Source organism: Saccharomonospora glauca K62 (assembly GCF_000243395.2).
Lineage (GTDB): Bacteria > Actinomycetota > Actinomycetes > Mycobacteriales > Pseudonocardiaceae > Saccharomonospora > Saccharomonospora glauca.
Genome location: NZ_CM001484.1, coordinates 3773760 through 3798628, shown reverse-complemented (window position 1 = coordinate 3798628; position 24869 = coordinate 3773760). Strand labels below are relative to the sequence as shown.

Sequence of the window (24869 nt, the reverse complement as noted above, 5' to 3'; positions counted from 1 at the left end):
GTCCGTGTCTTGTCCGCGCGTCCCGGAACGGGTGATTTTTCGACGAACGCTGCCTTCGACGCGGCGGCGAGCGCGTCGAGCACTCCAAGGCGTGGGATCGAGTGGGCCGCAGGGAGGTCTTCGGTGAAACGTCCTTCCGGCGCATCGCGGCTCTCCGCGGTCAGGGGACCGGGACAACGATTCCCGGCCCACGAAAACCGGGATGTCGCCGACGTGGCGACTGCGGCCCCGAAAAGCCCGTGGAGAAGCTGTTCGAGCAGTGCACGGGGAGACCGTGCCGACTGCCTCGACGCGGTGTGGCGAGACAGCTTTTCTCCAGCAGCGCCGCGCAACCCGAGAAGCAGAGTGGCACTACGGTAGTGCACATGGAACGGGATGCACAGCGGTTGGGGCGAGCCCTCGTCGTGATCGTGGATGACCGGTTGGCCCAGGGCGAGCTTGAGGACAACACGGGCCCGCTCGTCACCGAGCTCCTGGAGGAAGCGAACTTCATCGTCGACGGCGTCGTGGTCGTCCGCGCGGACACGGTGGAGATCCGCAACGCGTTGAACACGGCGGTGATCGGTGGCGTCGACCTGGTGATCACCGTCGGCGCCACGGGCGTGTCTCCTCGCGACGTCACCCCCGACGCCACGGCGGGAGTGCTCGACCGGCCGGTGCCGGGTATCGCCGAGGCACTGCGTTCCTCCGCGTTGGCGGCCGGGGCCATGGACGGAGTCATCTCGCGCGGCCTCGTGGGCATCTCGGGCAGTACGCTGGTGGTGAACCTCGCCAGTTCCCGCTCCGCCATTCGGGACGGCATGGCGACCCTTTCCGCCTTGGTGCGTCACGTCATCGGTCAGCTCTCGGGCCTCGACCAGACCTGACGGTCCAATCCCCACACTGGGCGTCCATGAACGAGAAGAAGCAACGGAACCCGCAGGACCGCCGCGAGAATTCGAGGCGGCGCAAAACCCTCGACGCCGTGTTCGGCGACGTGCTTCCCACGACCACTCGCGACGAGCGGGACACCTACTCGTCCACGGGGCTACCGGACGACTGGTACCGGGAGAACCGTCCTCCGCATCACGATCGCTGAGCAAGCCGTACCCGGTCATCGCAGCGTCACCGTGACGGGCCGACCGAGCCCCGCGGCGGCGACGTGAGGAGCGTGCTCGTCGGCCACGGACACCAGCACGAGCGGCTCGTCGGGTTCGAGTGGTCCGCCGATCCGCCGCGGTTCCCGTTGAGCCACGGTGACCACCGTGGCGTCGCTCGCCAGTACCTCGGCCCGCTCCGCTTCCTCACCGGGGACGACGACGTCGACGCGGGTGCCGGGCCGCAACAGGTCGGCGACGCCGGCGTCCGCCAGCCGGAGTGGCACGGTGGTGAAACCCGGTGGTCCGCCGTGGTCGTCGACCAACCGCACGTCCGTGAGGGGCTCGCCGGCGCGTGCGGCGCCCACGAGCTGTCTTCGCACTGCTTGGGCGGGCGTCGTGAGCACACCGGCGGGGCGCGTGGCCGCGTTCATGTCGACGACACGGACATCGGTGGCCGACAGGACGGAGCCCGACGGCAGATCCTTCGCCGTCACGAGAACGGGCACCGTCGTTTCACTGCTCGCGCCGGGTGTGGCGGCCAGCGCCGCGGCGACGAGGAACAGGACGGCGGCGAGCGCGCGCCGTAGAAGTACAAGCGGCCGTCCGCGGAGCCGGGTCCGTACGTTGCGCTGCCGTGACCGTGAACGCGTGTCGTCCATACCGCTTCCCCCTCGTCGATGCCGGTCGTGGGCGCTGCGCGCGCCCACCCGGAACCGACGGTAGAAGCGGTCCCTCACCACCGGTAGCGAGCGAGCACCGGGGTGTGGACAACTCTGTTCCTGTGGACAACCGGCTCCCGCGGCTTGTGCCGAGGAGCCGCCGCGGCTACTCCGTCAGGACGCCGCCGCGGTGGAGGTGGAGCTGGAGGAGCTGGAGTCCGACTTCGAGGACCCGTTGGACGAGCTGCTGGAGGAGCTCGACGAGTTCGAGGACTTGGCGGCCGTCGACGTCTTGGAATCCGATCGGGAATCCGTGCGATAGAACCCGCTGCCCTTGAAGATCACACCGACGGACCCGTAGAGCTTGCGCAGCGGCCCCTGGCACTCGGGGCACTCCGTCAGGCTCGCGTCGGAGAACGACTGGACCACCTCGAACCGGTGGTCGCACTCCTTACAGGCGTATTGATAGGTCGGCACAGGGTCTCCTTCGAGGCTACGGCACTCCATTTGGCACTCGATGGCCGAGAGTGCTAACGCAATTTTGCTCGATCGTGTTCCCCGAGCGCAATCGAGGTCCGGCTCACACCTCGCGGCGTCCGGCGAGTTCGACCAGCCCTCGGCCCGGTGTGAGCGCCGCGTGCATGCGTACGTCGTGAGGTTCGGCGGGCAGCCGGTCGACGAGTTCTGTGTCGCGGATCACGGCAACGAACCGGGTCTTTCGGGCAGCGAGCACGAGTGATCGGTCGTAGTAGCCGGCTCCCTTGCCCAGCCGCACCCCGACGCGGTCGACCGCCAGCGCGGGAACGAGCACGACGTCCGCCTCGGCCACGGCGTGCGGACCGAGCCGGGGCCCGGTCGGCTCCAGCACCGGTGGGAACACCCCCGTGGCCAGCGACGATTTCCCAGAGTACTCCGCCCAGTCCAGTGGCCCCCGTGCGGCGGGAACGACGGGAAGCAACACCCTGCGACCCGCGTCACGGAGAACGTCGAGCAACTCCACCGAGCCCGGTTCGGTGCCGAAGGGCACGTAACAACACACGGTCGTGCCCTCCAGACCGGCGAAGGCCCGCGCGAGCGCCGCCGTCTCGGCGTCGCGTTCCTCCCTCGGGACCGCGGCCCGTTCGGTGCGTATCCGCTCGCGCCAGGCCGCCTTGACACTCGCAGGGGGATTGTCGTTGTCGGTGGGTTTCACGGGTTCAGGCTAGGCTTTGCGGCCATGACGGGCGCCACGATTGAGACCACGTTCCGGACCGCCATCGTGCCGGCTGCAGGGCTCGGCACGAGATTCCTCCCGGCCACGAAGGCCGTGCCCAAGGAGTTGCTGCCGGTCGTCGACACGCCGGGGATCGAGCTCGTCGCGAGCGAGGCCGCCGAGGCGGGGGCACGACGCATGGTGATCGTCACGTCTCCCGACAAGAAGTCGGTCGTGGACTACTTCTCCAGCAAGCCCGAGTTGGAGGCGACGCTCGAACGCAAGGGCAAGACAGCTCAACTGGAGAAGGTTCGCAGGGCCGGTGAACTGCTGGACGTCGAGGTGGCGATCCAGGAGGAGGCGCTCGGACTCGGCCACGCCGTCGCGCAGGCCGAACCGAACCTGGACGACGACGACACCGCCGTGGCCGTCCTGCTGCCCGACGACCTCGTGCTCCCCACCGGGGTGCTGTCCAAGATGGCCGAGGTGCGCGCGCGGTACGGGGGCAGCGTCCTGTGCGCTTTCGACATCCCGAAGGAGCAGATCTCCCCCTACGGTGTGTTCGACGTCTCCGACACGGACGACGCCGACGTCAAGCGGGTGCACGGCATGGTGGAAAAGCCCGCACCCGAGGACGCGCCGTCCACCTACGCCGCGGCGGGCCGCTACCTGCTCGATCGGGCGATCTTCGACGCGCTCGGGCGCATCGAGCCCGGTTCCGGCGGGGAACTGCAGCTGACCGACGCCGTGGCGTTGTTGATCTCCGAGGGACACCCCGTGCACGTCGTCGTCCACCATGGTGGGCGGCACGACCTCGGTAATCCCGGCGGCTTCCTGCGCGCGGCCGTCGACTTTGCCCTTGACAATCCCGACTACGGCCCCTCGCTGCGCGAGTGGCTGATCGAACGGATCGGTACCGCTCACTGATGACTGACACCGAGTCGATCGTCGTCACGCACCCCAGAGCCGAACTGAGGTCCGTCGAGGACCATCTCGCTCTGCTGTTGAAGTCAGCGGTGCGTCCCCGTCCCGTGCGGGTGGCGATCTCCGAGGCGCAGGGACTGCTCTGTGCCGAGGAGGTGGTCGCCGAACAGGCACTGCCGGGCTTCGACCAGGCGGCTGTGGACGGTTACGCCGTGCGCAGCGTCGACGTGCGCACGGCCAACGAGGAGCCCGTGGAGATGCCGGTGGTCGGGGAGATCCCGGCCGGCTCCCGGCAGCCGCGGCGACTCCAACCCGGCCAGGCCGTGCGCGTGGCCACCGGAGCACCGCTGCCGACGCTCGCCGACGCCGTCGTCCCGACGTCGTACACCGACGGAGGCACCGCGAAGGTGACGGTGCGCCGTGCCGTTCCCTCGCACGGTTACGTGCGGAGGACGGGGGAGGACGTCCAGGTCGGCGATGTCGCCGTGCGCAAGGGCGACACGATCGGAGCGGCGCAGGTGGGTCTGCTCGCCGCCGTGGGCCGGTCGAAGGTGCTCGTGCATCCGCGTCCCAGGGTGTCGATCATCTCCGTGGGCGACGAGCTCGTCGACATCGACCGCACCCCCGCCGTCGGACAGGTCTACGACGTCAACTCCTACGCCCTCGCGGCGGCCGCGCGTGACGCGGGCGCGGAGGTGAGCCGGGTCGGCATCGTCCCGCTCGACCCGAAGCGGCTGCGGGAGACGGTCGAGGGCAGGTTGTTGATGTCCGAGGTCATCGTCGTGGCCGGGGGCGCGGGCGGGAGCACCGGGGACGAAGTCCTGGCCGCGCTGTCCGACCTCGGTGACATCGACACCACGCGGGTGGCCATGCATCCCGGTTCCACCCAGGCGTTCGGCAAGCTGGGCCCGGACGCGGTGCCCACCTTCCTCATCCCGGCCAACCCGATGAGCGCGTTCGTGGTGTTCGAGGTGATGGTGCGTCCCCTCATCCGGGCCGCTCGGGGAACTCGCCACCCGCACCGACGGACCGTGGAGGCCCGGTTGCTGTCGCCGATCACCTCGACGAAGGGGCGGCGCGGTTACCTGCGGGGGCAACTGCTGCGCGACGAGAGCAACGGCGAGTACCTGGTCCAACCACTGGGGATCGGGGGGTCACACCTGCTCACGTCGCTGGCCGAGGCCAACTGTCTGATCAATGTGGACGAGGATCTGACGGAAGTCGCCGCGGGGGAGCAGGTCAAAGTGGCCTTCCTCGCCCCACGCGCGTAGCGGGACGAGGCCATGTCGACCGGGTACGGCGCGCCCTATGTCGCGGAGCCTCAACGGCCCGGTTGGCCCGCGAGGTTGGGACCACTGATCGTGCCCGCCGGTACGGTTCGCCTCCGGCCCCTGCGATTGCGGGACGGAGGCGAGTGGAGTCGGATCCGACTCCGCGATCACGCCTACCTCGAACGGTGGGAGCCCACCCAGCCGGGTAGCTGGCGCGAGCGGAACGCCGTCGCGGCGTGGCCGTCTCAGTGGGCCACGCTGCGACGTCTCGCCAAGCGAGGGCAGTGCTTCCCCTTCGCGATCACGGTGGACGACGCGTTCGCCGGTCAGCTCACGATCGGCAACATCGTCCGGGCCTCACTGCGATCGGCGTGGATCGGCTATTGGGTGTCGTCCGGGCTCGCCGGAGGCGGGGTGGCCACGGCGGCTGTCGCGTTGGCCACCGACCACGCCTTCACGGAAGGACGGCTGCATCGTCTTGAGGCCACGGTCCGTCCCGAGAACGCGGCGAGTCTGCGCGTGCTCAGCAAGGCGGGCTACCGCAGGGAGGGACTTTTCCGTCGCTACCTGGAGGTTCAGGGGGAGTGGCGGGACCACTTCTGCTACGCCCTGACCGCCGAGGAGACCGGTGACGGAGTGGTCGCCCGGCTCGTCGCGTCGGGCTTGGCCACCGTGCCTGAGCAGCGCTGACGGCACCGGACAAATCTCCTGCAACTGGGTGAGTCGGAAAACAGCCCGGCGAGTCTCCGCAGTTTCTGTTACTCCTGTGACTAGCGTGACGAGAGTCGGAGTGAGTGCGCAGTAAAGAGCCGCGAGGCTGAACGTGCCCATCACGACGGCGCGCAGTACAGGTCGGGGGAGGTGACGAAATGCCCAGCTCGTTGATCATTGTAGGACTCGCTGCGGCATGGCTTGCCGTCCTCGTGCCCATGGTCGCGCGCAAGCGGCAGGTCATCACGCAGACCAACGACGCGGCATTGGCCGCACGGGTCGTGCGCAGCGGAAGTGCGCGCGACACCGCGAGTGACGAGTACGGACGGGGGGACGTCGACTCGGTGGTCGGTGAGGACCTGGAAGACGCGGACGACGGTCTCAGGGGTGCGTACAGCGGCCCCGAGGGTGTCAGCGATGACGAGGCGCACGGGGGCGGGGACGAGTACGACGGGAAACGCCGGAGTGGTGAGGACGGTGAGTTCCTCGCGGGGCGTGGCGCGATGACCGGGGGGCGTCCTTTGCGGCGTTACCGTCCCGGACGGGGTGGCTTCGACCCGGAGGCCGCCGCGCTCGCCGCCAAGGCGAAGTACGCGTTCCGCCAGCGAGTTGTGATGGTGCTGTTACTGACCGTCGTGACCACGGCGGTCGTGGCGGGCTTCGTGCTTCCCGTGCTGTGGTGGGCACACGGGGTCGCCGATCTCACCTTGGTGACCTACCTCGTCTACCTGCGTCGGCAGGTTCGGATCGAGGAGGAGATCCGGCAACGCAGGTTGGCTCGACTGCGCGCGGCCTCGCGGCGTACGCCTCGGCGGCCGAATCCGCTCGAGGACATCGAGGTGGTGTCCAACGAGCCCGGTGACGTGGTGGGGTCCGAGCGCAAGCCCATGCCGACCACCAGGGTGCGTAGGCAGGCGGTGGTGGTCGATCTTGAGGACGAGGATCCCGCGTTCCACGAGCTCGAAGACCCGGGGCGGTACTCGTACCGTCGCGCCGTGGGCGAATAGGGACCCCCCTGCTCGGTGGGTGTAGCGGAACTGCTATGCTCACCGAGCAAACAAAACACGGGGCTGTAGCGCAGTTGGTAGCGCGTCTCGTTCGCATCGAGAAGGTCAGGGGTTCGATTCCCCTCAGCTCCACAACAATCCCGAGAGGGTCCGCCGGAATCCCCGGTGGACCCTCTCGGTGTTTTCGAAAAGTTCTTCCGTGGCTCGGTCGGATTCCCCGTCATTCCCGAACGACAGTCCTTTGTCACCTGCCCCTTCCCGATTCGGTCGAAACAGTGGTTCCGGCGGCGGGTGGTCTCCACCTGTTCCGCTCCGGTCCGGACGAGCTCCGGGTTCGTCCGCGGGGCGACTCGAAGTGATCCCGGCCGCGCCCGGTTCGGGTGAAGCGAAGCGACTCTCCGAGTGTGACCGATAACTCACTCGAAGCGTCCAGTTGTGGTCTCCCTCGCACTCTCCCCCGACCGGGTGGTGGATATCACGACGAATCCGCCCCCATGGTGACGTTTGCCGTCTTGCCCCCGAGACCGTCGAGATGTTTCGTGGTGGTTAACGAATCGGTCGTCAACCTATGGCCCAGGAGGCGGGTGTGCCAATTCACGAACGGCTCGAAAGCGTCTACGCCGAAGTGCTCGCGCGTAACCCCGGTGAGACGGAGTTCCACCAAGCCGTGCGTGAGGTCCTGGAGAGCATCGGGCCGGCCGTGGGCAAGCACCCGCAGTACGCCGATGCGAAGATCGTCTCGCGCATCTGTGAACCGGAACGGCAGATCATCTTCCGCGTCCCGTGGGAGGACGACCGCGGTGAGATCCACATCAACCGTGGGTTCCGGATGGAGTTCAACAGTGCCCTCGGTCCCTACAAGGGCGGGCTGCGCTTCCACCCGTCGGTGTACCTGGGCATCGTGAAGTTCCTCGGCTTCGAGCAAGTCTTCAAAAACGCCCTCACCGGGCTGCCCATCGGTGGTGGTAAGGGTGGCTCGGACTTCGACCCGAAGGGCAAGTCCGACCGCGAGATCATGCGCTTCTGCCAGAGCTTCATGACCGAACTACACCGCCACATCGGCGAGTACACCGACGTCCCGGCCGGGGACATCGGCGTCGGGAGCCGGGAGATCGGCTACCTGTTCGGCCAGTACAAGCGCATCACCAACCGCTACGAGTCGGGGGTGTTGACCGGCAAGGGCCTGATCTACGGCGGTGCGCGCGTCCGCACCGAGGCCACCGGGTACGGCACCGCGTTCTTCGTCAACGAGATGCTCGCCGCGCGGGGCGACAGCTTCGAGGGCAAGACCGTCGTGGTGTCGGGGTCCGGCAACGTCGCCATCTACGCCATCGAGAAGGTCCACCAGCTCGGCGGGCGGGTGGTCGCGTGCTCCGATTCGAGCGGGTACGTGGTGGACGAGAAGGGCATCGACCTGGAGGTGCTCAAGGAGATCAAGGAGGTTCGCCGCGAGCGGATCTCCGCGTACGCCGACGCGGTCTCGCATGCTCGTTACGTCGAGGGCCAGCAGGTGTGGTCCGTGCCGTGCGACGTCGCCATGCCGTGCGCGACCCAGAACGAGATCACCGGCAAGGAGGCCGAGACCCTCGTCCGCAACGGCTGCACCGTCGTGGCGGAGGGCGCCAACATGCCGACCACGCCCGAAGGAGTGCGCCTGTTCCAGGAGGCAGGGGTCGCGTTCGGGCCGGGCAAGGCGGCGAACGCCGGTGGCGTGGCCACCTCGGCGCTGGAGATGCAGCAGAACGCCTCACGCGACTCGTGGTCGTTCGAGTACACCGAGGACCGGCTCGAGGACATCATGCGTGACATCCACACGCGGTGCCTGGAGACCGCCGACGAGTACGGCATGCCCGGCAACTACGTGGCGGGCGCCAACATCGCGGCCTACACGCGGGTCGCGGACGCGATGCTCGCGCTCGGTCTGGTCTGAGCTGCCGAGCGTCACCCGCGCGGCAGGTTGGCGGCGGCCGCGCTCGCGAGCCGCTGCGCGGGGACGCACGGGTCCTGCCCGCCGTCCTGGAGGAAGAACACCTGGACCTCCTCCGTCAGGCTGTCGCTGACACGGCGTTGTGTCCAGGTGATCGCGCAGTAGCCCGCGGCGTCGGTGGTCGCGTACGCGGTGATGCCGTCGAACGACAACTCGACGGCATCCTTCTCGGGCGGGAGGTCGGGAACTCCCGGCAGGACGCGCACCCGCGCGGTCCGAACGCCGTCCCACTCGCATCCGTGCAGACCGTCGGCGGCCGGTTTCGCGGCGCCGAGCACGTCGCGGATCGTCTCGTCGTCCAACAGCAGACAGGTGTCGAGGCCGAGAGCGCTGTGTGCGGGCAGGTCGAGCAGGACGTCGTCCGTGCGGAGTCGTCGCAGTGCCTCGTCGAGCGCTGCTTTGGGGGCTTCGCAGGAGCTCGACGCCGAGTCGCTGACGGTGACGGTGAACCGCGGTTCGTCGGTCAATTGCACGGAGGCCTCGCAGCCGCCCGTCAGGTGGGTGAGCTGGATCGGACGGCCCTCGGCGTCGTGTTCGGTGGTCCCGTTCTGGAAGGGCTCCCCGAGCGCGAGCGTGACGCTGCCCGATTCGGTGCCCTCGTACCGGCACTTGTCGAGATAGATCGGATCTTCCTCGGGGGCGAGCAGGCCCATTCCCGGCACCCGGACTTTGGCGAGCACCGCGCACGGATCGACCCGGCGCAACCGTTCGGACGTGAGGGCGTCCTCCACGCTCAACGTCGGGGCCGGGGCGGCCGTCTCGGGGGACTCGGCGGGAGCGTCGTCGGCCGTGACGTTGACGAGGACCACGACGAGCACCGCCACCAGCGCGGCGGCGAACGCCGCGAGGGGAACCACGAGCCCACGACGTCGCTTCTCCGGCGCCGTCGCGGCGGGCGGTGGAGGTGGCGGCGGAGGTGCCGCGGCGACGGTCCGGAGCTGGTGTTCCCGCCGGGCGATGAGCGCGTGCACCGCGGTGGGCCACGGGGCCGTCGGGGAGGAGACGGGGCCGAGGTGGTCGACGAGCTGCTGCGGCGTGGGTCTGCGAGCCGGGTCCTTGGCCAGACACGGCTCCACGAACTCCCGGACCTGGGGAGGAAGTGGACTCAGGTCGGGTTCGGTGTGGGCGATGTTGTACAGGGTCTGCGGGGTGGAGGTGCTCGCGAAGGGGCGTCGGCCGGTGGCCGCCGTGAACAACAGCGAGCCCAACGAGAACACGTCGCTGGCCGGGGTGATGACTCCGCCGAGCGCTTGTTCGGGCGACATGAAGGCCGGTGAACCGATGAGCGCGTTGGTGGCCGTGAGGTCGGAGCCGTCGATGGCGCGGGCGATGCCGAAGTCGATGACTCGGGGTCCGTCGTGGGTGAGGAGCACGTTGCCGGGCTTGAGGTCCCGGTGCACCAGTCCCGCCCGGTGGATGTCCGCCAGCGCCACCGCCAGGGTGACGGTGAGGTGGCGCAGGGAGGCGACGTCGAGCGGGCCGGCGTCGTCGATCACGTCGGCGAGCGACGGCCCCGGCACGTACAGGGAGGCGAGCCAGGGAACGTCGGATTCGGTGTCGGCGTCCAGAACGGGCGCGGTGTAGGCGCCGGAGACCGACCGCGAGGCGGCCACCTCCCGGCGGAACCGATCGCGGAACACGGGGTCGTGGGCCAGCGCGGAGGACACCAACTTCAGTGCCGCGAATCGGCCGTCCGGCGCCACGGCCAAAAGGGCACGGCCCATGCCGCCCTCACCGATGACGGCCAGTGTTCGGTAACGCCCCACGCTGCGTGGATCGTCGGGGCCGAGCGGTTTCACGGTTGCGGCAACCTCGCGAGGACGTGCTCTGCGGCGGAGCGGGTGGCGGTACAGGCTTGTTCGACGGGCATCCCCGTCCCGGTGGCTCGGTAGCGCACGGTCACGACTTCGGTGAACGTCCCCTCCTGCGGCAGGTGCGCCCAGCTGACCGCGCACGACGGGCTGCCTTGCTGTGGGTCGCGCTGCAGGTAGACGGTGTGCTCGCCCAGGTTCGTCCGCTCCCAGTCGTCCGGGAGCCGCGCCGGGTCGGTGCCGTGGGCCAACTCGACGTCGAGCGTGCCCGCCACCTCCCATGCACACCCGTGCAAGGCGTCGGGAACCACCGTCGGGGTCACGGAGAACATCTCCGAGATCTCGGCCTGCTCGATCAACTCGCACGGATCGACGGTCGCGAACGAGCCGGGAACGACAGCGCGCTCCGGGGCGTCGTCGCGAATTCGGTCGAGCGCGGCGGCGAGGAGGTCGCGAGCCGTGGTACAGGGCCGTGCGACGACGTTTCCCGGACCGGGACCGACCTCGACGCCGATGCCCAACTCCGGGTGTCGGGGAAGAGCGGCGACGGCCGTGCACCACCCTTGGCTCGTCTCGTCCACCACGAGCGCGAGCCCGCCCACCTCGGTGTCCTCCACCTCGTCGCTGGGAGTTGGCCCCACGGGGACGGTGTCGTCGAGGACGAGGTCGATCCAGCGTCCGTCGTCGTGTTCGTACGAGCACCGCGACATGTGCACGGTCGGTTGGGCGGTGAGCCCGGGCTCGTTCGAGAGGACCTCACAGGGATCGACGGTGCGGAGTCGGGCGAGACTCAACGGGTCCGAGTCCTCCCGGTCGGGAGGCTCGGCGACCCCGGCGCCGGGCAGCGCCGCGGGAGCCGTGCCCGCCGGGGACGCCCGTCCCGTGAGGGTGTCGCCGCCGACGAGTGCGAGGGAGACGACGAGGCCCATCACTGCCACCCCGGCGGCCGCTCCGGCGAACACGACACGACGTCGCCGCCCGGACCTGTCCTCGGGCGGGGCGGTGAGCACCCCGGTGGCTTGCGCTTCCTGCGCGCTGATCGTCTCGTGCACGGAGTGCGGCCACGGGGCCGTGCCCGGCGCGGTGGTGTCGAGTTCGACGAGGCGATCGAGCAGTTCGTGAGGGGTCGGCCGTCGCTCGGGGTCCTTGTTCAGACACGCGGCGACGACCTCGCGCATCGGCTCCGGGACCCCGGCGAGGTCGGGTTCGGAATGCACCACGTTGTACAGCGCCTGAGCCGCCGACGTGCTCGCGAAGGGACCGCGTCCGACGGCGGCGAAGAGGAGCACCGAGCCGAGGGAGAACACATCGGTGGCCGGGGTCAACGGACGACCGTGAGCCTGCTCCGGCGACATGAACTCCGGCGAACCGATCACCGCCCCCGTACCCGTCAGCTCGACGTCGTCCCGCGCCGCACGAGCGATGCCGAAGTCGATGACGCGCGGACCGTCGTGGGTGAGCAGCACGTTGCTCGGCTTGAGGTCGCGGTGCACGAGCCCGGCCCGATGGATGTCGACCAGGGCCGTGACGAGACCCACGGCGAGGCGACGCAGCGACGGGGTCGGTAGCGGGCCGTGCTCGGCCACCACCTGCCGCAGGGACGGCCCCGGCACGTACAGCGTCGCGAGCCACGGGGTCGGTGCGTCGGGATCGGCGGCCAGCACGGGGGCGGTGTAGGCGCCGGACACCAGACGGCACGCCTCGACCTCCCGCCGGAACCGTTCGCGGAACACGGCGTCACGGGCGAGAGAGGCATGCACGACCTTGACGGCGGCCGGTTTGCCGTCGGAACCCGCCGCCAGCAGTACGCGTCCCATTCCGCCTTCGCCGAGTGAGGCGACGATGCGGTAGGGACCGACCTGGTGGGGGTCGTGCGGCGCGAGAGGCTTCACGACCGGTTATGACGTCAGGCGATTCCGACGGCCTTGCGTACCGCCGACAGCACCCGGCTCGCGCGGCCCCTGGCGCGCTCGGCGCCACGGGCGAGCACTTCGTCCAACTCGCTGCCCGGTTCCATGTAGGCGTTGTAGCGCTCACGCATGGGGGCGAGCTCGGCGTTCAGCACCTCGAACAGCACGTTCTTCAGCTCGCCCCAGCCCATGCCGCCTTCTTCGAGGCGCTTGCGGGTGTCGGCGACGACGTCCGCGGCCGATTCCGGGGCGAACTGCTCCAGGATCTGGAACACGGCCGAGCTGTCGGGGTCCTTCGGAGCCTCCACCGGCGTGCTGTCGGTGGGGATGCGACGCACCAGCTTCTTGAGCTTGTTCTCCGGCAGGAAGAGCGGAATCGTGTTGTCGTACGACTTGCTCATCTTGCGGCCGTCGAGCCCCGGCAGGACGTCCCCCGCGCCGGTGTCCGGGATGATCGCCTGGGGGATCTTGAAGCTGTAGGTGTCGCCGTAGAGGTGGTTGAAGCTGCCCGCGATGTCGGCCGCGTACTCGACGTGCTGCACCTGGTCCTTGCCGACGGGCACGACGTCGGTCTCCATGATGAGGATGTCGGCGGCCATGAGGATCGGGTAGTTGTACAGCCCCATGTTGACCCCGACGTCGGGGTCCTCACCCGCCTCGATGTTGCGGTCTCGGGCCGCCTTGTAGGCGTGGGCGCGGTTCATCAGGCCCTTGCCCGTGACGCACGACAGCACCCAGTTCAGTTCGAAGATCTCGGGAACGTCGGACTGGACGTAGAACGTCGTCCGCTTCGGGTCGAGTCCCGCGGCGAGCCAGGACGCGGCCACCGAACGCGAGTAGTGCCTGAGCAGCTGGGGATCGCGAATGCTCGTCAGCGCGTGGTAGTCGGCGATGAAGTACATCGAGTCGTACTGCTCGGCCAACCGCAGCGCCGGACGGATCGCGCCCACGAGGTTGCCCAGGTGGACTTCTCCGGACGGTTTGATGCCGGTCAAGGAGACCTTGCCTGCGGGTTCTGACATGGGCTCATCCTAGCGAGCTGCCCACCACCCCAGTTCGAGCCCGCCGTCGACGGGGACACGGGGAGTCGAGACCGTGTCGAGATCACTTCGGCGGCTTACGCTCACCGGGGTGGCCGATCACATGACGCCCGAGGAGTTCCGCACCTACGGCAAGCAGGTCGTCGACTGGATCGCCGACTACCTGGAGTCCGTGGAGCAGTACCCGGTACGCGCGCCGGTGGCGCCCGGTGAGGTTCGCGCCGCGTTGCCCGCACACCCTCCCGAGCGGGGAGAGCCGTTCGAGGCCGTGCTCGCCGACCTCGACCGCGTCGTACTGCCGGGGATCACGCACTGGCAGCACCCGAGTTTCTTCGCCTACTTCCCGGCGAACGCCAGCGGCCCGGCCGTGCTCGGTGACCTGCTGTCGTCGGGACTCGGCGTGCAGGGAATGCTGTGGGCCACCAGCCCCGCCTGTACCGAGCTGGAGACCGTCGTCGTGGACTGGCTGGCCGAACTGCTCGGGCTGCCCGAGCGTTTCCGCACCGACGCGCACGGGGGTGGGGTCATCCAGGACTCGGCGTCCAGCGCCGCCGTCGTCGCGGTGCTCGCGGCGCGGCAGCGCGCGGGCGAGGGCAGACACCGGATGTACGTGTCGTCGCAGACGCACTCGTCGTTGGAGAAGGCCGCGCGGGTGACCGGCGTCGGCGCGGAGAACGTGCGGGTGGTGGACGTGGACCCGCAAACCCTCGCCATGGACCCCGAGCACCTCGACCGGTTGATCCGGGAGGACCGCGCGGCGGGCTGCGTGCCCACGTTGGTCTGCGCGACGATCGGCACGACGTCGACCACGGCGGTCGACCCGGTTCGCAGGATCGGGGAGGTCTGTCGTGACCACGGTGTCTGGCTGCACGTCGACGCGGCGTACGCGGGAGTGGCGGCCGTGTGCCCGGAGCTTCGGTGGTGCAACGACGGGGTGGCCGAGTACGCGGACTCCTACGTCACCAACCCGCACAAGTGGTTGCTCACCAACTTCGACTGTTCCGTGTTGTGGCTGGGGGATCGGGCGCCGATGGTGGAGGCGTTGTCGATCCTGCCCGAGTACCTCCGCAACGCTGCCACCAGCTCCGGAGAGGTGATCGACTATCGGGACTGGCAGGTGCCGTTGGGGCGCCGGTTCCGCGCGTTGAAGTTGTGGGCGGTGATTCGGTGGTACGGCGCCGAGGGACTACGCGCCCACGTGCGTCGGTGCGTCGAACTCGCCGACGGGTTCGCGGAGATGGTGGCTGGTGATCCCCGGTTCGAGTTGGACCCGCACCATCCGTTCGGGCTCGTCTGTTTCCGGCCACTGTGGCCCGACGCGTCGGCGGCGGAGGCCGATGCCGCCACGATGGAGCTCATGGAGCGCCTCAACGACTCGGGTGAGTTGTTCTTGAGCCATACCAAGGTGCGGGGACATGTGGTGTTGCGGCTGGCGGTCGGTTCCCCGGCCACCGAGGCCAAGCATGTCGAGGCGGCCTGGCGCCGGATAGTGAAGGAGTACGAAGCCGTGCTGGCGAACCCCCGCTAGCCGTGTCCGCAGGTTGTGCACCCGTGTCCGCAGGTTAGGGACGGGTGTTTGCACTTCGGGTGCTTGTGTCCGCAGGTTGTGTGCGGATGTTTGCACTTTTCGTACGCGAGTTGTGGGGCGGGGAGCGTGTCCGCGCCGTAGGTCGCGGACACGCGTGCGGGATCTGCGGACACGCGTGCGGGATCTGCGGACACGCGTGCGGGAGGTGTGGGAGGTGCGGGGGAGGGGGTCCCTCACCCCGCACCGGGTCAGTTCGGCCAGGGGATTTGCGGGGAGCGGTAGAAGCCCAGACCTCGTTCCTCCCAGCGCTGTGCCTGCTTGGCCACCCGTTCGCTGAAGGACGTCCAGTCGCGGGCCTCCTGCGGCGACCAGGCGATCTCCGCCGCGGCGGTGAGCCTCGGAAACGCCATGTACTCGATGTGGTCCAGCGAGCGCAGCGTCTCCGACCACAGCGGTGCCTCGACGCCCAGCACGGCGTCCTCGCCGACACCGGTGACGTGAGCGCCGGGGTCCCAGTCGTAGGAGTCGCGGACCTCGACGTAACCGGCCCAGGAAAGGCCGATCGGTGTGTTCTCGTCGTACTTCATGTCGAGGTACACCCGGTTGGCGGGCGACATGATCACCTTGTGGCCCCTGGCCACCGCGTCGACGAGGTCGGCGTCCTCGGTCTCGGTGTGCCAGTACTGCGCGACGGCGTCGGTGGAGACGTCGGCCCGCACGAGCTCGCTCCACCCGAACGGTCGTTTGCCGTACTTCTCCACGATCGGCACCACGCGCTCCATGAACGTGCGGTAGTCCTCGATCGGCGTCGAGTGTGCCTCGTCCCCGCCGATGTGCAGGTACGGGCCGGGGGTCAGCTCCGCGAGCTCCCGGACGACGTCGTCGACGAACTCGTAGGTGAGTTCTGCGTCGATGCACAGCGAGCTGTACCCGACCTCGATGTCGGTGCGAGGCGGAGGTGCGACGCCGTCGCAGTTCAGTTCCGCGTACGTCGACAGCGCCGCGTTGGTGTGGCCGGGCATGTCGATCTCCGGCACCACGGTGATGTAGCGCTTCGCGGCGTAGGCGACGAGGTCGCTGTACTCCTCCTTGGTGAGGAATCCGCCGCCGACACCGTCGACACCCGTGCCGGGGCCACCGCCCACGGTGGTGAGTTTCGGCCAGCTGTCGATCTCGATGCGCCAGCCCTGGTCGTCGGTGAGGTGCAGATGCAGGTGGTTGATCTTGTAGCGGGCGAGTTCGTCGATGTAGGACTTGATCTCGTCGGGGGTGTGGAAGTGGCGGGCGATGTCCAGCATCGCGCCCCGGTACGCGAAACGTGGGTAGTCGACGATCGTCCCGCCGGGCACGGTCCATTCCACGTCGCGTCGCGAGTCCGCGTCGATCTCGGCGGGCAGGAGTTGCCGCAACGTCTGTGTGCCCGCGAACAGGCCGGCGGGAGTGTTGGCGCGGATCGTCACCCCGTGTTTGGTGACCTCCAGCCGGTAGCCTTCGTCGCCGAGTTCCGCGCCCACGTCGTCGAGCAGCAGCGTGATGCCACCACTCCGGCCGTGCGCGGGCACCACCGGCAGGGCGTAGCCGGTGGCGGGCCGAAGCGAGTCGGCGAGCAGCTTGCCGACGTCGCGCACCTCGGCCGAGTGCGGTTCCGTGCGGATGAGGGTCCCCGGCCCGAGCCGGTAGTCCGCGCCGTCGGCGGGCGACACCCGTACCGGGGCCGGGATGAGGTCGGTGAGCGTGGACTCCGTCGATGTGGCCATGACGTCGGTGACTGTGGTGGGGGCCGCCGCGGCCGACGTGGCCGTCGACACCGACAGCGCGGTGGCGAACGCCAGGGCGGCTCCGAGGACGGCCCTCGTTCTGCGTCTGCGCACGAGCACCTCCGGATACGTGTGGGGATGCTTTACAGGTTCAGACCATTGATTGGTCCAGACAACCACCGTTGGAGTGAGTACGGTGGCGGATCGGGCCGCCACCGCGTTCGCCCGTGTCTCAGCGAGAAGGCCGCAGGATCGTCCGCAGCCGTTCGAGCACGTCCGGGTCCTCGATGGTGGACGGCACCGGAACGTCACGCCCGTCGGCGATGCCGCGCATCGTGCTTCGCAGGATCTTTCCCGAGCGCGTCTTCGGCAGCGCGTCCACCACGCTGACGTCCCGGAACGCCGCCACGGGCCCGATCTCCGCCCGCACGGCGGCGACGAGTTCTTCGGTGAGCTGGTCCTCCGGGATGTCGGCGCCGGCCTTGAGCACCACGAACCCCCGCGGCAGTTGCCCCTTGAGCGCGTCGTGGACGCCGATCACCGCGCACTCCGCCACGGCCGGGTGCGCGGCCAGCACGGCCTCCATCGCGCCGGTCGACAGCCGGTGTCCCGCCACGTTGATCACGTCGTCCGTGCGTCCCATGACGAACAGGTAGCCGTCGTCGTCGACGTAACCGGAGTCGCCGGTGAGGTAGTAGCCCTCGTACCGTGACAGGTACGACTCGACGAAACGCTCGTCGTCACCCCACAACGTGGGGAGCGAACCGGGCGGCAGCGGCAGCTTCACGGCGAGCGCCCCTTCCTTGCCCATGGGTTGTTCCCGCCCCGACTGCCCCAGTACCCGGACGTCCCAGCCCGGCATGGGCACGGTCGCCGAGCCGGGTTTGACCGGCAGTGGTTCAATCCCGCGGGGGTTGGCCGCGACGGGCCAGCCCGTCTCGGTCTGCCACCAGTGGTCGATCACCGGTATCCCCAACCGTTCGCTCGCCCAGTGGTACGTCTGCGGGTCCAGTCGCTCACCGGCGAGGAACAGCGTGCGGAGGCGTCCGAGGTCGTAACGGGCGATCTGGGTGCCCTCCGGGTCGACCCGTTTGACGGCCCGAAGCGCGGTGGGTGCCGTGAACAGTGCCTTCACACCGTACTGCGACGCGACGCGCCAGAACGCGCCAGCGTCCGGGGTTCCGACGGGTTTGCCCTCGTACAACACGGTGGTGGCGCCCACCAGCAGCGGTGCGTACACGATGTAGGAGTGGCCGACCACCCAGCCCACGTCGGAGGCCGTCCACCACACGTCGCCGGGGCCGATGTCGTACACGGCCGGCAACGACCAGGCCAGCGCCACCGCGTGCCCGCCGTTGTCACGCACCACGCCCTTTGGTTTGCCGGTCGTACCCGAGGTGTACAGCACGTAGAGCGGGTCGGTGGCGGCCACGGGAACGGGGTCGGCGGGGGAGGCCGTCGCCACCAGGTCGTTCCAGTCGAGTTCCCCGTCTCGCAGCTCGGCGCGGGCGGTGTCGCGTTGGAGCACCACGACGTGGTCCGGTCGCCGCGCGCCCGCGTCGTGGACGAGGTCCAGCGCCTCGCGCACGATCGGGACGTACTCCACGACGCGGGAGGGCTCCACGCCGCACGACGCCGTGAGCACGACCTTCGGCTCGGCGTCGGAGATGCGGGCGGCCAGTTCCTTGGGGGCGAAGCCGCCGAACACTACGGAGTGCACGGCCCCGAGCCGGGCGCAGGCCAGCATCGCCATCACGGCCTCGGGCACCATCGGCAGGTAGATGACGACGCGATCCCCCTTGCCCACCCCGAGTGAACGAAGCGCTCCGGCCAGGGTCGCCACCGAGTCGCGCAGTTCCGTGTAGGTGTAGCGCGCGGTCGAACCGGTGACGGGGGAGTCCCAGAGGAGGGCGTTCTGTTCGCCGCGGCCGGAGTCGACGTGCCGGTCGAGCGCGTTGATGGCCGTGTTGAGCTCCCCGTCGGGAAACCAGCGGTACAGCGGTGCTCCGCTGCTGTCGAGAGCGACGGTGGGGGGTCGGGTCCACTCGATGGCTCGCGCGGCCTCCAGCCAGAACGCCTCCGGATCGTCCAGACTGCGCCGGTACTGCTCACGGTACGCGCCCGTCCCCACCATGGCTCCTCCTTGAGCGTCGAGGGTCCTTCCCGGCAGAAGACCGTAGGGCGGGTGATCGCGGCGCACCAGGGTGAGACTTCCTCGAATGTCGCCCGGCTTCGCACCCCGGTCGGGTGATGAGGTCGCGTTCGGAGCCGCTCGCTGCCGGTCGACTGTGGGAGCCAGACCCCGCCCACCGTAAGCTCGAAGGCCGGAGACAGGCATACTGTGCCTTCGAACGATGCCGGGCGACGCGGCGAAGGAGCGAGGGGTGGAATCGATCGCGAGCGCGTTGCTCTCGTTCGCCTATCAGCTGTTCCAACCGGGGTTCTGGCCCGGCGACTGGGCGTGGGCGACGAGCATGGCCGGTGCGCTGATCGGGTTGTTCCCGGTGGGAACGGCCGTGGCCGTCGCGTTGATGCGGAAGTTCACCGGCAACCGCTACCACGGTGGTGCCCTGGCCGCGTTGGCCGTGCTCGGCGTCATCGGCATGTTGTTGATCCCGTGGTTTCTCGCCGCGGGCGTGTCCAGTGTGTTCCGTGCGAACTTCCGTGGGGACAGTGCCGGGCTGTCGGGAGCGGAGGTCGCCGCACTCAAGCAGGACTACGGTGCCGGCCCGCAGGTGGAGTACCTGGGCGGAGGCCGGAACATCTACGAGACGCTGTTCTACCCGTCCGGCAACGCCTTCTCCTACGGCCTCTACCTCGTCGGTCTCGTCGGTCTGCCCGTCCTGATCCTGTTGGCCGTGATGCTGTTGGGACGACTCGCGCTGCGGCGGGGTCCCAAGTGGCCGGGCAGGATCCTGTGGGGCTCGTTCGTGGTCTTCCTGCTCGTGTGCGCCGGGGTGGAGGCCAACGTCGCTGTGCACTTGTGGCTCGGGTTCCTGCCGGCCACCGTCCTCGGCGTCATCCCGGTGGCCCTCGTGGGGCCGCCGAGCTGGTCGACGATCGAACGGTCCGACCGCCGTCCCGAGCGGGCGCCCGCGAGGGAGGAGGAGCCGCAGCAACAGCCGGTGCACGTCCATCCGCGTGAACCGGAGGCCGCGCCGCCACCGCCTCCGCCGCCCCCTCCCGCCAAGCAGTACGCGCCCACGTCGGTGGCCCCGGCGCAGGAGCCACCCACGGAGCTCGCGGCGACGCCGGGGCCGATGCCCGTTCCCGCCCCGCCCGGCAGCGCGCAGCAGGGCAGCAGTCGGTTCCGCCGCGTGCGCCGACTGGGCCACGGCGGGTTCGGCACCGTGTGGGAGGCCGTGGACACCCAGCTCGGTCGCACGGTGGCGCTCAAGATCGCCCACGCTCCGGACCCCGAGACCGAGGAACGCATGCAGCGGGAGGCCCGTGCGCTGGCGGCCCTCAGCCACCCCAACTGCGTGCGGGTCTACGACCTCGTGAAGGAGCCCGACGGGCTCGCCCTCGTGATGGAGTACCTCGAAGGACAGCCGCTGGCCGAGATCGTCGACAACGGTGGCCCGCTGGACGACGTGGCGGCGGGCCGGCTGTGGGCGACCGTGGCCAGCGCGTTGTCGGCGGCACACAGCAAGGGCGTCCTGCACCGCGACATCAAGCCCTCCAACATCATCGTCGACCCGCAGGGCGTGGCACACCTCATCGACTTCGGCATCGCCCGTAGCAGGGGCGACTCGAAGTTGACGGCCACCGGCATGATGGTGGGCACCCCCGACTACGTGGCCCCCGAGACGGCGGCGGGCGCGCCCGCGAGCCCGGCTTCGGACGCCTGGCAGCTCGCGGCCACCGTCAGCTACGCGTTGACGGGACAGCCTCCGCGTGGCACTCGGGAGACCCCGATGGCGGCACTCATGGCGGCAGCCCGAGCCGAGGCCCCCACCCACCTGCCGAGGCAGAGCGTCCACGCGCGGTTGCTCGCCGCGTCACTGGACCCGCAGCCCCGCAACCGGCCCACTCTCAACGTCGTCTATCGCGAGGTGGAGGGCTGGCTGTCACGGGCGGGCACGTCGCCCGACGGTCCCGTCACGAAGCTCGTGCCACGTCAGCAGTGAGGTTCGAAAAGCTCTGACACGGACGGTGGTCGGCTCGTGCCCCGTGGCGGTGCCGGTCACCGCCACGAGGGCAACCACAGCTCCGCCTGCCAACGGTCGTAGGTGATCGGGTCGCCGACCAGGATGGGCCACAGCCACGCGAAGTTCGCGACCACCAGCCCCAGGTAGAGCGACAGGACGAGCAGGCCGGTGCCCCGCCGTTCGTACCCGTCGCGAGCGCTGCCGAGTATCTGGCCGAGCACCAGCGTCAGTCCGAGTGCCAGGAACGGGGCGAGCGGGGTGGCGTAGAAGAAGTACATCTGCCGGTCGATGTTGAGAAACCACGGCAGCAGACCGGCGAGGTAGCCCACCAACACGGCCCCGTACCGCCAGTCGGAACGGAACACCGCCCGCCACAGGCCCCAGCCCAGAACGGGAAGCGAAAGCCACCACATGGCGGGGGTGCCGATCAGCATCGTGGCGCTCACACACTCCGACTCGCCGCAGCCGGTGACCTCCGGACCCGCCTCGTAGAAGTAGAGCATCGGACGCAGCCCCATCGGCCACGTCCACGGCTTCGACTCCCACGGGTGGGGATCGTCCTCGGGGGTGAGAAGGTTGCTGTGGAAGTCGAGGACGTTGGTGGTGTAGAGGAACAACGACCGCAGAGCTTCCGGCACGAACGCGAACGCTCCCGCGTCGGCGTCGGTGATCTCCACGTAGTGTCGGTCGGTGGCGGTCTCACTGGCGAACCAGGCCCACCAGCTCCCCAGGTACACCAGCACCGAGATCACGCCGATGTTCCAGACGGCGGGGAGCAGGTCCTGCCGGACCGCTCCGACCCACGGCCTGCGCACCCCGGCGGTCTTGCGCGCGGTGGCGTCGAAGACCACGATCAGCAGACCGAAGGCCACCACCCAGTAGGCGCCCGACCACTTCACGGCCGTGGCGAGCCCGAGCAACACCCCCGCGCCGAACCGCCACCAGCGAAAACCGAGCCTCGGCCCGTACGGCGAGGCGTCGACCCAACCCGCGCGCACGGCGATCGCCAACCGTTCGCGCACTTGGTCGCGGTCGCACAGCAGACACGCGAACGCGGCGAGGACGAACAGCGCGATGAAGATGTCGAGCATCCCCATCCGCGACTGCAGATGCAGCACGCCGTCACAGATCACCAGGACACCGGCCACCGCGCCGAGCAGCGTGGAACGGGTCAGCCTGCGCGCGATCCGAACGGTGAGCAGCACGATCAGGGCTCCGGCCACGGCCGCGCTGAACCGCCAGCCCCAGCCGTTGTACCCGAAGAGCCACTCGCCGATGGCGATGAGTTGTTTCGCCAGCGGTGGGTGCACCACCAGCTCGTAGCCGTAGTTGTCCTCGTAGCCGCCGTTACGCAGCATCTGCCACGCCTGCGGCACGTAGTGTTTCTCGTCGAACACCGGCGTGCCCTTGTCGGTGGGAGCGCCGAGATCGACTAGCCGCACGAACGCGCCGATCGCGGTCAGCACGACCGTGACGATCAGCGCGCGGATTCGGTCGCCGGGCATGGGCCTGCCGAGCAGAGCGGCTTCGCGGTCGCTCGGAGGCTCGAGGATCTGTGGCGCCCGGCCCACGCCGCCCGCCGACGAACGGGTGAGGAGTGCGGTCACGGGGCCCGATCCTACGGGCTAGCCTCTGGCGATGTGACTCTCATCCTGGCCGCGACTCCGCTCGGTGACTCCCGTGACGCCTCGCCCCGCCTGACCGAGGTCCTGGCCGAGGCGGACGTGGTGGCAGCCGAGGACACCAGGCGTTTCAGGGCGCTCGCGACCGCTCTCGGGGTGACGCCACGGGGCCGGGTGGTGAGTTTCTACGAGGACGTCGAGTCCGCGCGCCTGCCGAAGTTGCTGGAGGCACTGCGGGAGGGACGAACCGTGGTTCTCGTCACCGACGCCGGAATGCCGAGCGTCTCCGACCCCGGTTACCGGCTCGTCGCCGCGTGCGTGGAGGAGGGTGTGCCGGTGACCTGCGTGCCGGGCCCCTCCGCGGTGACGACGGCACTCGCGGTCTCGGGACTGCCGACCGACCGCTTCTGCTTCGACGGCTTCGCGCCTCGCAAGCCGGGGGAGCGGGCGCGCTGGCTACGGGAGTTGGCGCAGCAGCCCCGCACCGTGGTGTTCTTCGAGTCGCCGCACCGGTTGGCCACGACGTTGGCCGAGGCCGCCGACGTGCTCGGCGCCGACCGCAGGGCCGCCGTGTGCCGGGAGCTGACCAAGACGTACGAGGAGGTACGGCGCGGCGGGCTCGGGGAGCTGGCCGCGTGGGCGGCCGACGGCGTACGCGGTGAGATCACCGTGGTGCTGGAGGGCGCCGCGCCGCGGGCCGTCGCTGTTGAGGATCTGGTGGCGGAGGTGCGAACCCGCGTGGAGGCGGGTGAGCGGCTGAAGTCGGCTGCGGGCGAGGTCGCGCGGGCAGCGGGGATCTCGAAGAAGGAGCTCTACGACGCCGTGTTGCGGGACCGGAGCTGAAAGCCGTGGCGTGGGTCGTTCTCGTCGTGTCCGGTGTGCTGGAGACCGTGTGGGCCGCCGCGTTGGAGGCGTCCCGAGGGTTCTCGCGGCTGTGGCCGTCGCTGTTGTTCCTGGTGGCGTTGGGGGCGAGCATGGCCGGGTTGGCGTACGCGCTGCGCACCATCCCGGTCGGCACGGGATACGCGGTGTGGGTGGGTATCGGCGCGGTCGGCACCGCCCTGTACGGCATGGTCGTGTTGCACGAGCCCGCGAGCGTGCTGCGGCTGCTGTGCCTGGCAATGATCATCGGTGGTGTCGTGGGGCTCAGGTTCGCGAGCTGAGGCTGCGGCCCCGAACGTCCCGCCGCGTGTTTCCCCGGTGGCCTTCCCGGCTACGTCGAGGGCGTGGTGCGTGTGGGCGAGACGACGCGGATCGGGCCCGTGACCGGGGAGGGCTCGCCGGGACGCACCGCCGAGCGATTCGGCATTCACGCCACCGACCTCGGCATTCCCTGGGACGGCGGGGACGGCCGGGTGTGGTTGGCGTTCGGCGACACCTACGGCCGCGGTTGGGGCGGCAGCGGGCCCGGACCGGGACACGCCGACTGGCGTCGCAACGTGCTGGCGTACTCCACCGACCGGGACCTCGCCACGGGACTGCGACTCGACGGTGTGGTGGCGCGTGAGGACGGCACCGCTGCCCAGGTGCTGCCCTCGGGCTCCGGGCGCGAGATCACGGTGATCCCCAACAGCGGTATCGCCGTGGCCGGGATGCACTACCTGCACTACATGTCGGTACGGGCGTGGCTCCGGCCGGGCAGGTGGCGAACCAACCACGCGGGCATCGCCGTCTCCCGTGACGGCGGGTGGACGTGGGACAAGCCGCGGGACGCGCGCTGGTCGAACCGGTGGGGCGACAGCCGGTTCCAGCTCGGCGCGTTCGCCCCGGCGGACGGCCACGTGTACCTGCTGGGCACCACCAACGGCCGCTACGGCGACGCCTATCTGGCCAGGGCGGCCCCGGCCGCGTTGCCCGCCACGCGGGCATTCGAGTACTGGACCGGTTCGGGGTGGAGCCGTCGCGCGCGGGCGGCCGCGGTGGTGGTCGACGGTCCGCTGGGGGAGATGTCGCTCGGTTTCCACCGGGACCTCGGTCGGTGGTTGCTCATGCACCTCGACGAGACCCGTCGCGGCATCGTGCTGCGTTCGGCGCCGCGGCTGATCGGGCCGTGGACGGTGGGCGAGGTGGTGGTCTCCGGCGACGAGTACCCGGCCGTCTACGGCGGCTATCTGCACCCGTGGTCGCTCACCGGTCCGGACCTGTACTACCTGGTGTCCCAGTGGGGGCCGTACAACGTCTATCTCACCCGCACCCGACTGCTGCTCGACTGACCGGTCC

Annotated in this window: 21 protein-coding genes and 1 tRNA gene; 13 read left to right on the top strand and 9 right to left on the bottom strand. The window is 69.6% G+C overall.

Annotated features, from left to right (window positions below):
• Positions 1-365 precede the first annotated feature (365 nt).
• Together SACGLDRAFT_RS17685 and SACGLDRAFT_RS17680 are read left to right on the top strand one after the other, a co-directional pair.
• The gene (locus SACGLDRAFT_RS17685) at positions 366-866 is read left to right on the top strand and encodes a MogA/MoaB family molybdenum cofactor biosynthesis protein (protein WP_005466290.1); all 501 of its coding nucleotides are present in this window, start codon (positions 366-368) and stop codon (positions 864-866) included.
• A gap of 26 nt (positions 867-892) precedes the next feature.
• Positions 893-1078 (top strand): hypothetical protein, encoded by a 186-nt coding sequence (locus SACGLDRAFT_RS17680; RefSeq protein WP_005466289.1) that lies wholly within the window; start codon positions 893-895, stop codon positions 1076-1078.
• Positions 1079-1093: 15 nt separating this feature from the next.
• On the opposite strand, the gene SACGLDRAFT_RS17675 is transcribed toward SACGLDRAFT_RS17680, so the two are convergent.
• The 3 genes from SACGLDRAFT_RS17675 to SACGLDRAFT_RS17670 all read right to left on the bottom strand — a co-directional run bounded on the left by SACGLDRAFT_RS17675 (position 1094) and on the right by SACGLDRAFT_RS17670 (position 2930).
• Positions 1094-1738: an SAF domain-containing protein gene (locus SACGLDRAFT_RS17675; RefSeq protein ID WP_005466288.1), complete on the bottom strand. Its 645-nt coding sequence runs from the start codon at positions 1736-1738 to the stop codon at positions 1094-1096.
• A gap of 174 nt (positions 1739-1912) precedes the next feature.
• Positions 1913-2215 carry an FmdB family zinc ribbon protein gene (locus SACGLDRAFT_RS22060; protein ID WP_005466286.1) on the bottom strand — a complete coding sequence of 101 codons (303 nt, stop codon included), beginning with the start codon at positions 2213-2215 and terminating at the stop codon, positions 1913-1915.
• Between the two features lie 103 nt (positions 2216-2318).
• On the bottom strand, positions 2319-2930 hold the full coding sequence (locus SACGLDRAFT_RS17670; RefSeq protein WP_005466285.1) for a 5-formyltetrahydrofolate cyclo-ligase: 612 nt from the start codon (positions 2928-2930) through the stop codon (positions 2319-2321).
• A 24-nt stretch (positions 2931-2954) separates the two neighbouring features.
• Between SACGLDRAFT_RS17670 and SACGLDRAFT_RS17665 the strand changes: the two genes are divergently transcribed.
• The 6 genes from SACGLDRAFT_RS17665 (at position 2955) to gdhA (ending at position 8773) form a co-directional block, all read left to right on the top strand.
• The gene (locus SACGLDRAFT_RS17665) at positions 2955-3857 is read left to right on the top strand and encodes a UTP--glucose-1-phosphate uridylyltransferase (RefSeq protein ID WP_005466284.1); all 903 of its coding nucleotides are present in this window, start codon (positions 2955-2957) and stop codon (positions 3855-3857) included.
• Positions 3857-5125, top strand: a complete 1269-nt coding sequence (gene glp / locus SACGLDRAFT_RS17660) for a molybdotransferase-like divisome protein Glp (protein ID WP_005466283.1) — start codon at positions 3857-3859, stop codon at positions 5123-5125. Before SACGLDRAFT_RS17665 ends, glp begins: the two co-directional genes overlap by 1 nt.
• 12 nt (positions 5126-5137) lie before the next feature.
• Positions 5138-5815, top strand: coding sequence for a GNAT family N-acetyltransferase (locus SACGLDRAFT_RS17655; protein ID WP_005466282.1), 678 nt, complete (start codon positions 5138-5140; stop codon positions 5813-5815).
• 179 nt (positions 5816-5994) lie between these two features.
• Complete coding sequence (sepX, locus tag SACGLDRAFT_RS17650) at positions 5995-6843, top strand: divisome protein SepX/GlpR (protein ID WP_005466281.1); 849 nt, start codon at positions 5995-5997, stop codon at positions 6841-6843.
• Positions 6844-6902: 59 nt separating this feature from the next.
• Positions 6903-6975 (top strand) — tRNA-Ala (locus SACGLDRAFT_RS17645).
• A gap of 454 nt (positions 6976-7429) precedes the next feature.
• A complete protein-coding gene (gdhA, locus tag SACGLDRAFT_RS17640) occupies positions 7430-8773 on the top strand; it encodes an NADP-specific glutamate dehydrogenase (RefSeq protein WP_005466280.1) in 1344 nt (447 codons plus the stop codon).
• A gap of 11 nt (positions 8774-8784) precedes the next feature.
• Here the strand turns inward: gdhA and SACGLDRAFT_RS17635 are convergent, their stop codons facing one another.
• From SACGLDRAFT_RS17635 to SACGLDRAFT_RS17625, 3 genes are read right to left on the bottom strand one after another with little or no spacing between them, the layout of a single operon-like run.
• Entirely contained in the window at positions 8785-10629 is a 1845-nt protein-coding gene (locus SACGLDRAFT_RS17635; RefSeq protein ID WP_005466279.1) for a serine/threonine-protein kinase, read from the bottom strand.
• Positions 10626-12533, bottom strand: a complete 1908-nt coding sequence (locus tag SACGLDRAFT_RS17630; RefSeq protein ID WP_005466278.1) for a serine/threonine-protein kinase — start codon at positions 12531-12533, stop codon at positions 10626-10628. The genes SACGLDRAFT_RS17635 and SACGLDRAFT_RS17630 overlap by 4 nt, the downstream gene beginning before the upstream one ends.
• 14 nt (positions 12534-12547) lie before the next feature.
• On the bottom strand, positions 12548-13573 hold the full coding sequence (locus SACGLDRAFT_RS17625) for a tryptophan--tRNA ligase (RefSeq protein WP_005466277.1): 1026 nt from the start codon (positions 13571-13573) through the stop codon (positions 12548-12550).
• Positions 13574-13694: 121 nt separating this feature from the next.
• Between SACGLDRAFT_RS17625 and SACGLDRAFT_RS17620 the strand changes: the two genes are divergently transcribed.
• Entirely contained in the window at positions 13695-15119 is a 1425-nt protein-coding gene (locus tag SACGLDRAFT_RS17620) for an aminotransferase class V-fold PLP-dependent enzyme (RefSeq protein WP_005466275.1), read from the top strand.
• A gap of 248 nt (positions 15120-15367) precedes the next feature.
• Here the strand turns inward: SACGLDRAFT_RS17620 and SACGLDRAFT_RS17615 are convergent, their stop codons facing one another.
• Together SACGLDRAFT_RS17615 and SACGLDRAFT_RS17610 are read right to left on the bottom strand one after the other, a co-directional pair.
• Positions 15368-16990 (bottom strand): beta-N-acetylhexosaminidase, encoded by a 1623-nt coding sequence (locus tag SACGLDRAFT_RS17615; protein ID WP_005466274.1) that lies wholly within the window; start codon positions 16988-16990, stop codon positions 15368-15370.
• 118 nt (positions 16991-17108) lie between these two features.
• Positions 17109-19010, bottom strand: a complete 1902-nt coding sequence (locus SACGLDRAFT_RS17610; RefSeq protein WP_005466273.1) for a propionyl-CoA synthetase — start codon at positions 19008-19010, stop codon at positions 17109-17111.
• Positions 19011-19260: 250 nt separating this feature from the next.
• Between SACGLDRAFT_RS17610 and SACGLDRAFT_RS17605 the strand changes: the two genes are divergently transcribed.
• Positions 19261-21006, top strand: a complete 1746-nt coding sequence (locus SACGLDRAFT_RS17605; protein ID WP_005466272.1) for a serine/threonine-protein kinase — start codon at positions 19261-19263, stop codon at positions 21004-21006.
• Positions 21007-21062: 56 nt separating this feature from the next.
• On the opposite strand, the gene SACGLDRAFT_RS17600 is transcribed toward SACGLDRAFT_RS17605, so the two are convergent.
• Positions 21063-22634, bottom strand: a complete 1572-nt coding sequence (locus tag SACGLDRAFT_RS17600) for a dolichyl-phosphate-mannose--protein mannosyltransferase (protein WP_005466270.1) — start codon at positions 22632-22634, stop codon at positions 21063-21065.
• Between the two features lie 33 nt (positions 22635-22667).
• On the opposite strand from SACGLDRAFT_RS17600, the gene rsmI reads away from it, so the two are divergent.
• From rsmI to SACGLDRAFT_RS17585, 3 genes are all read left to right on the top strand, one after another.
• Complete coding sequence (rsmI, locus tag SACGLDRAFT_RS17595) at positions 22668-23492, top strand: 16S rRNA (cytidine(1402)-2'-O)-methyltransferase (RefSeq protein WP_005466269.1); 825 nt, start codon at positions 22668-22670, stop codon at positions 23490-23492.
• A 5-nt stretch (positions 23493-23497) separates the two neighbouring features.
• On the top strand, positions 23498-23812 hold the full coding sequence (locus tag SACGLDRAFT_RS17590; protein ID WP_005466268.1) for a DMT family transporter: 315 nt from the start codon (positions 23498-23500) through the stop codon (positions 23810-23812).
• A 63-nt stretch (positions 23813-23875) separates the two neighbouring features.
• Complete coding sequence (locus SACGLDRAFT_RS17585) at positions 23876-24862, top strand: DUF4185 domain-containing protein (protein WP_040919240.1); 987 nt, start codon at positions 23876-23878, stop codon at positions 24860-24862.
• Positions 24863-24869: the final 7 nt, after the last annotated feature.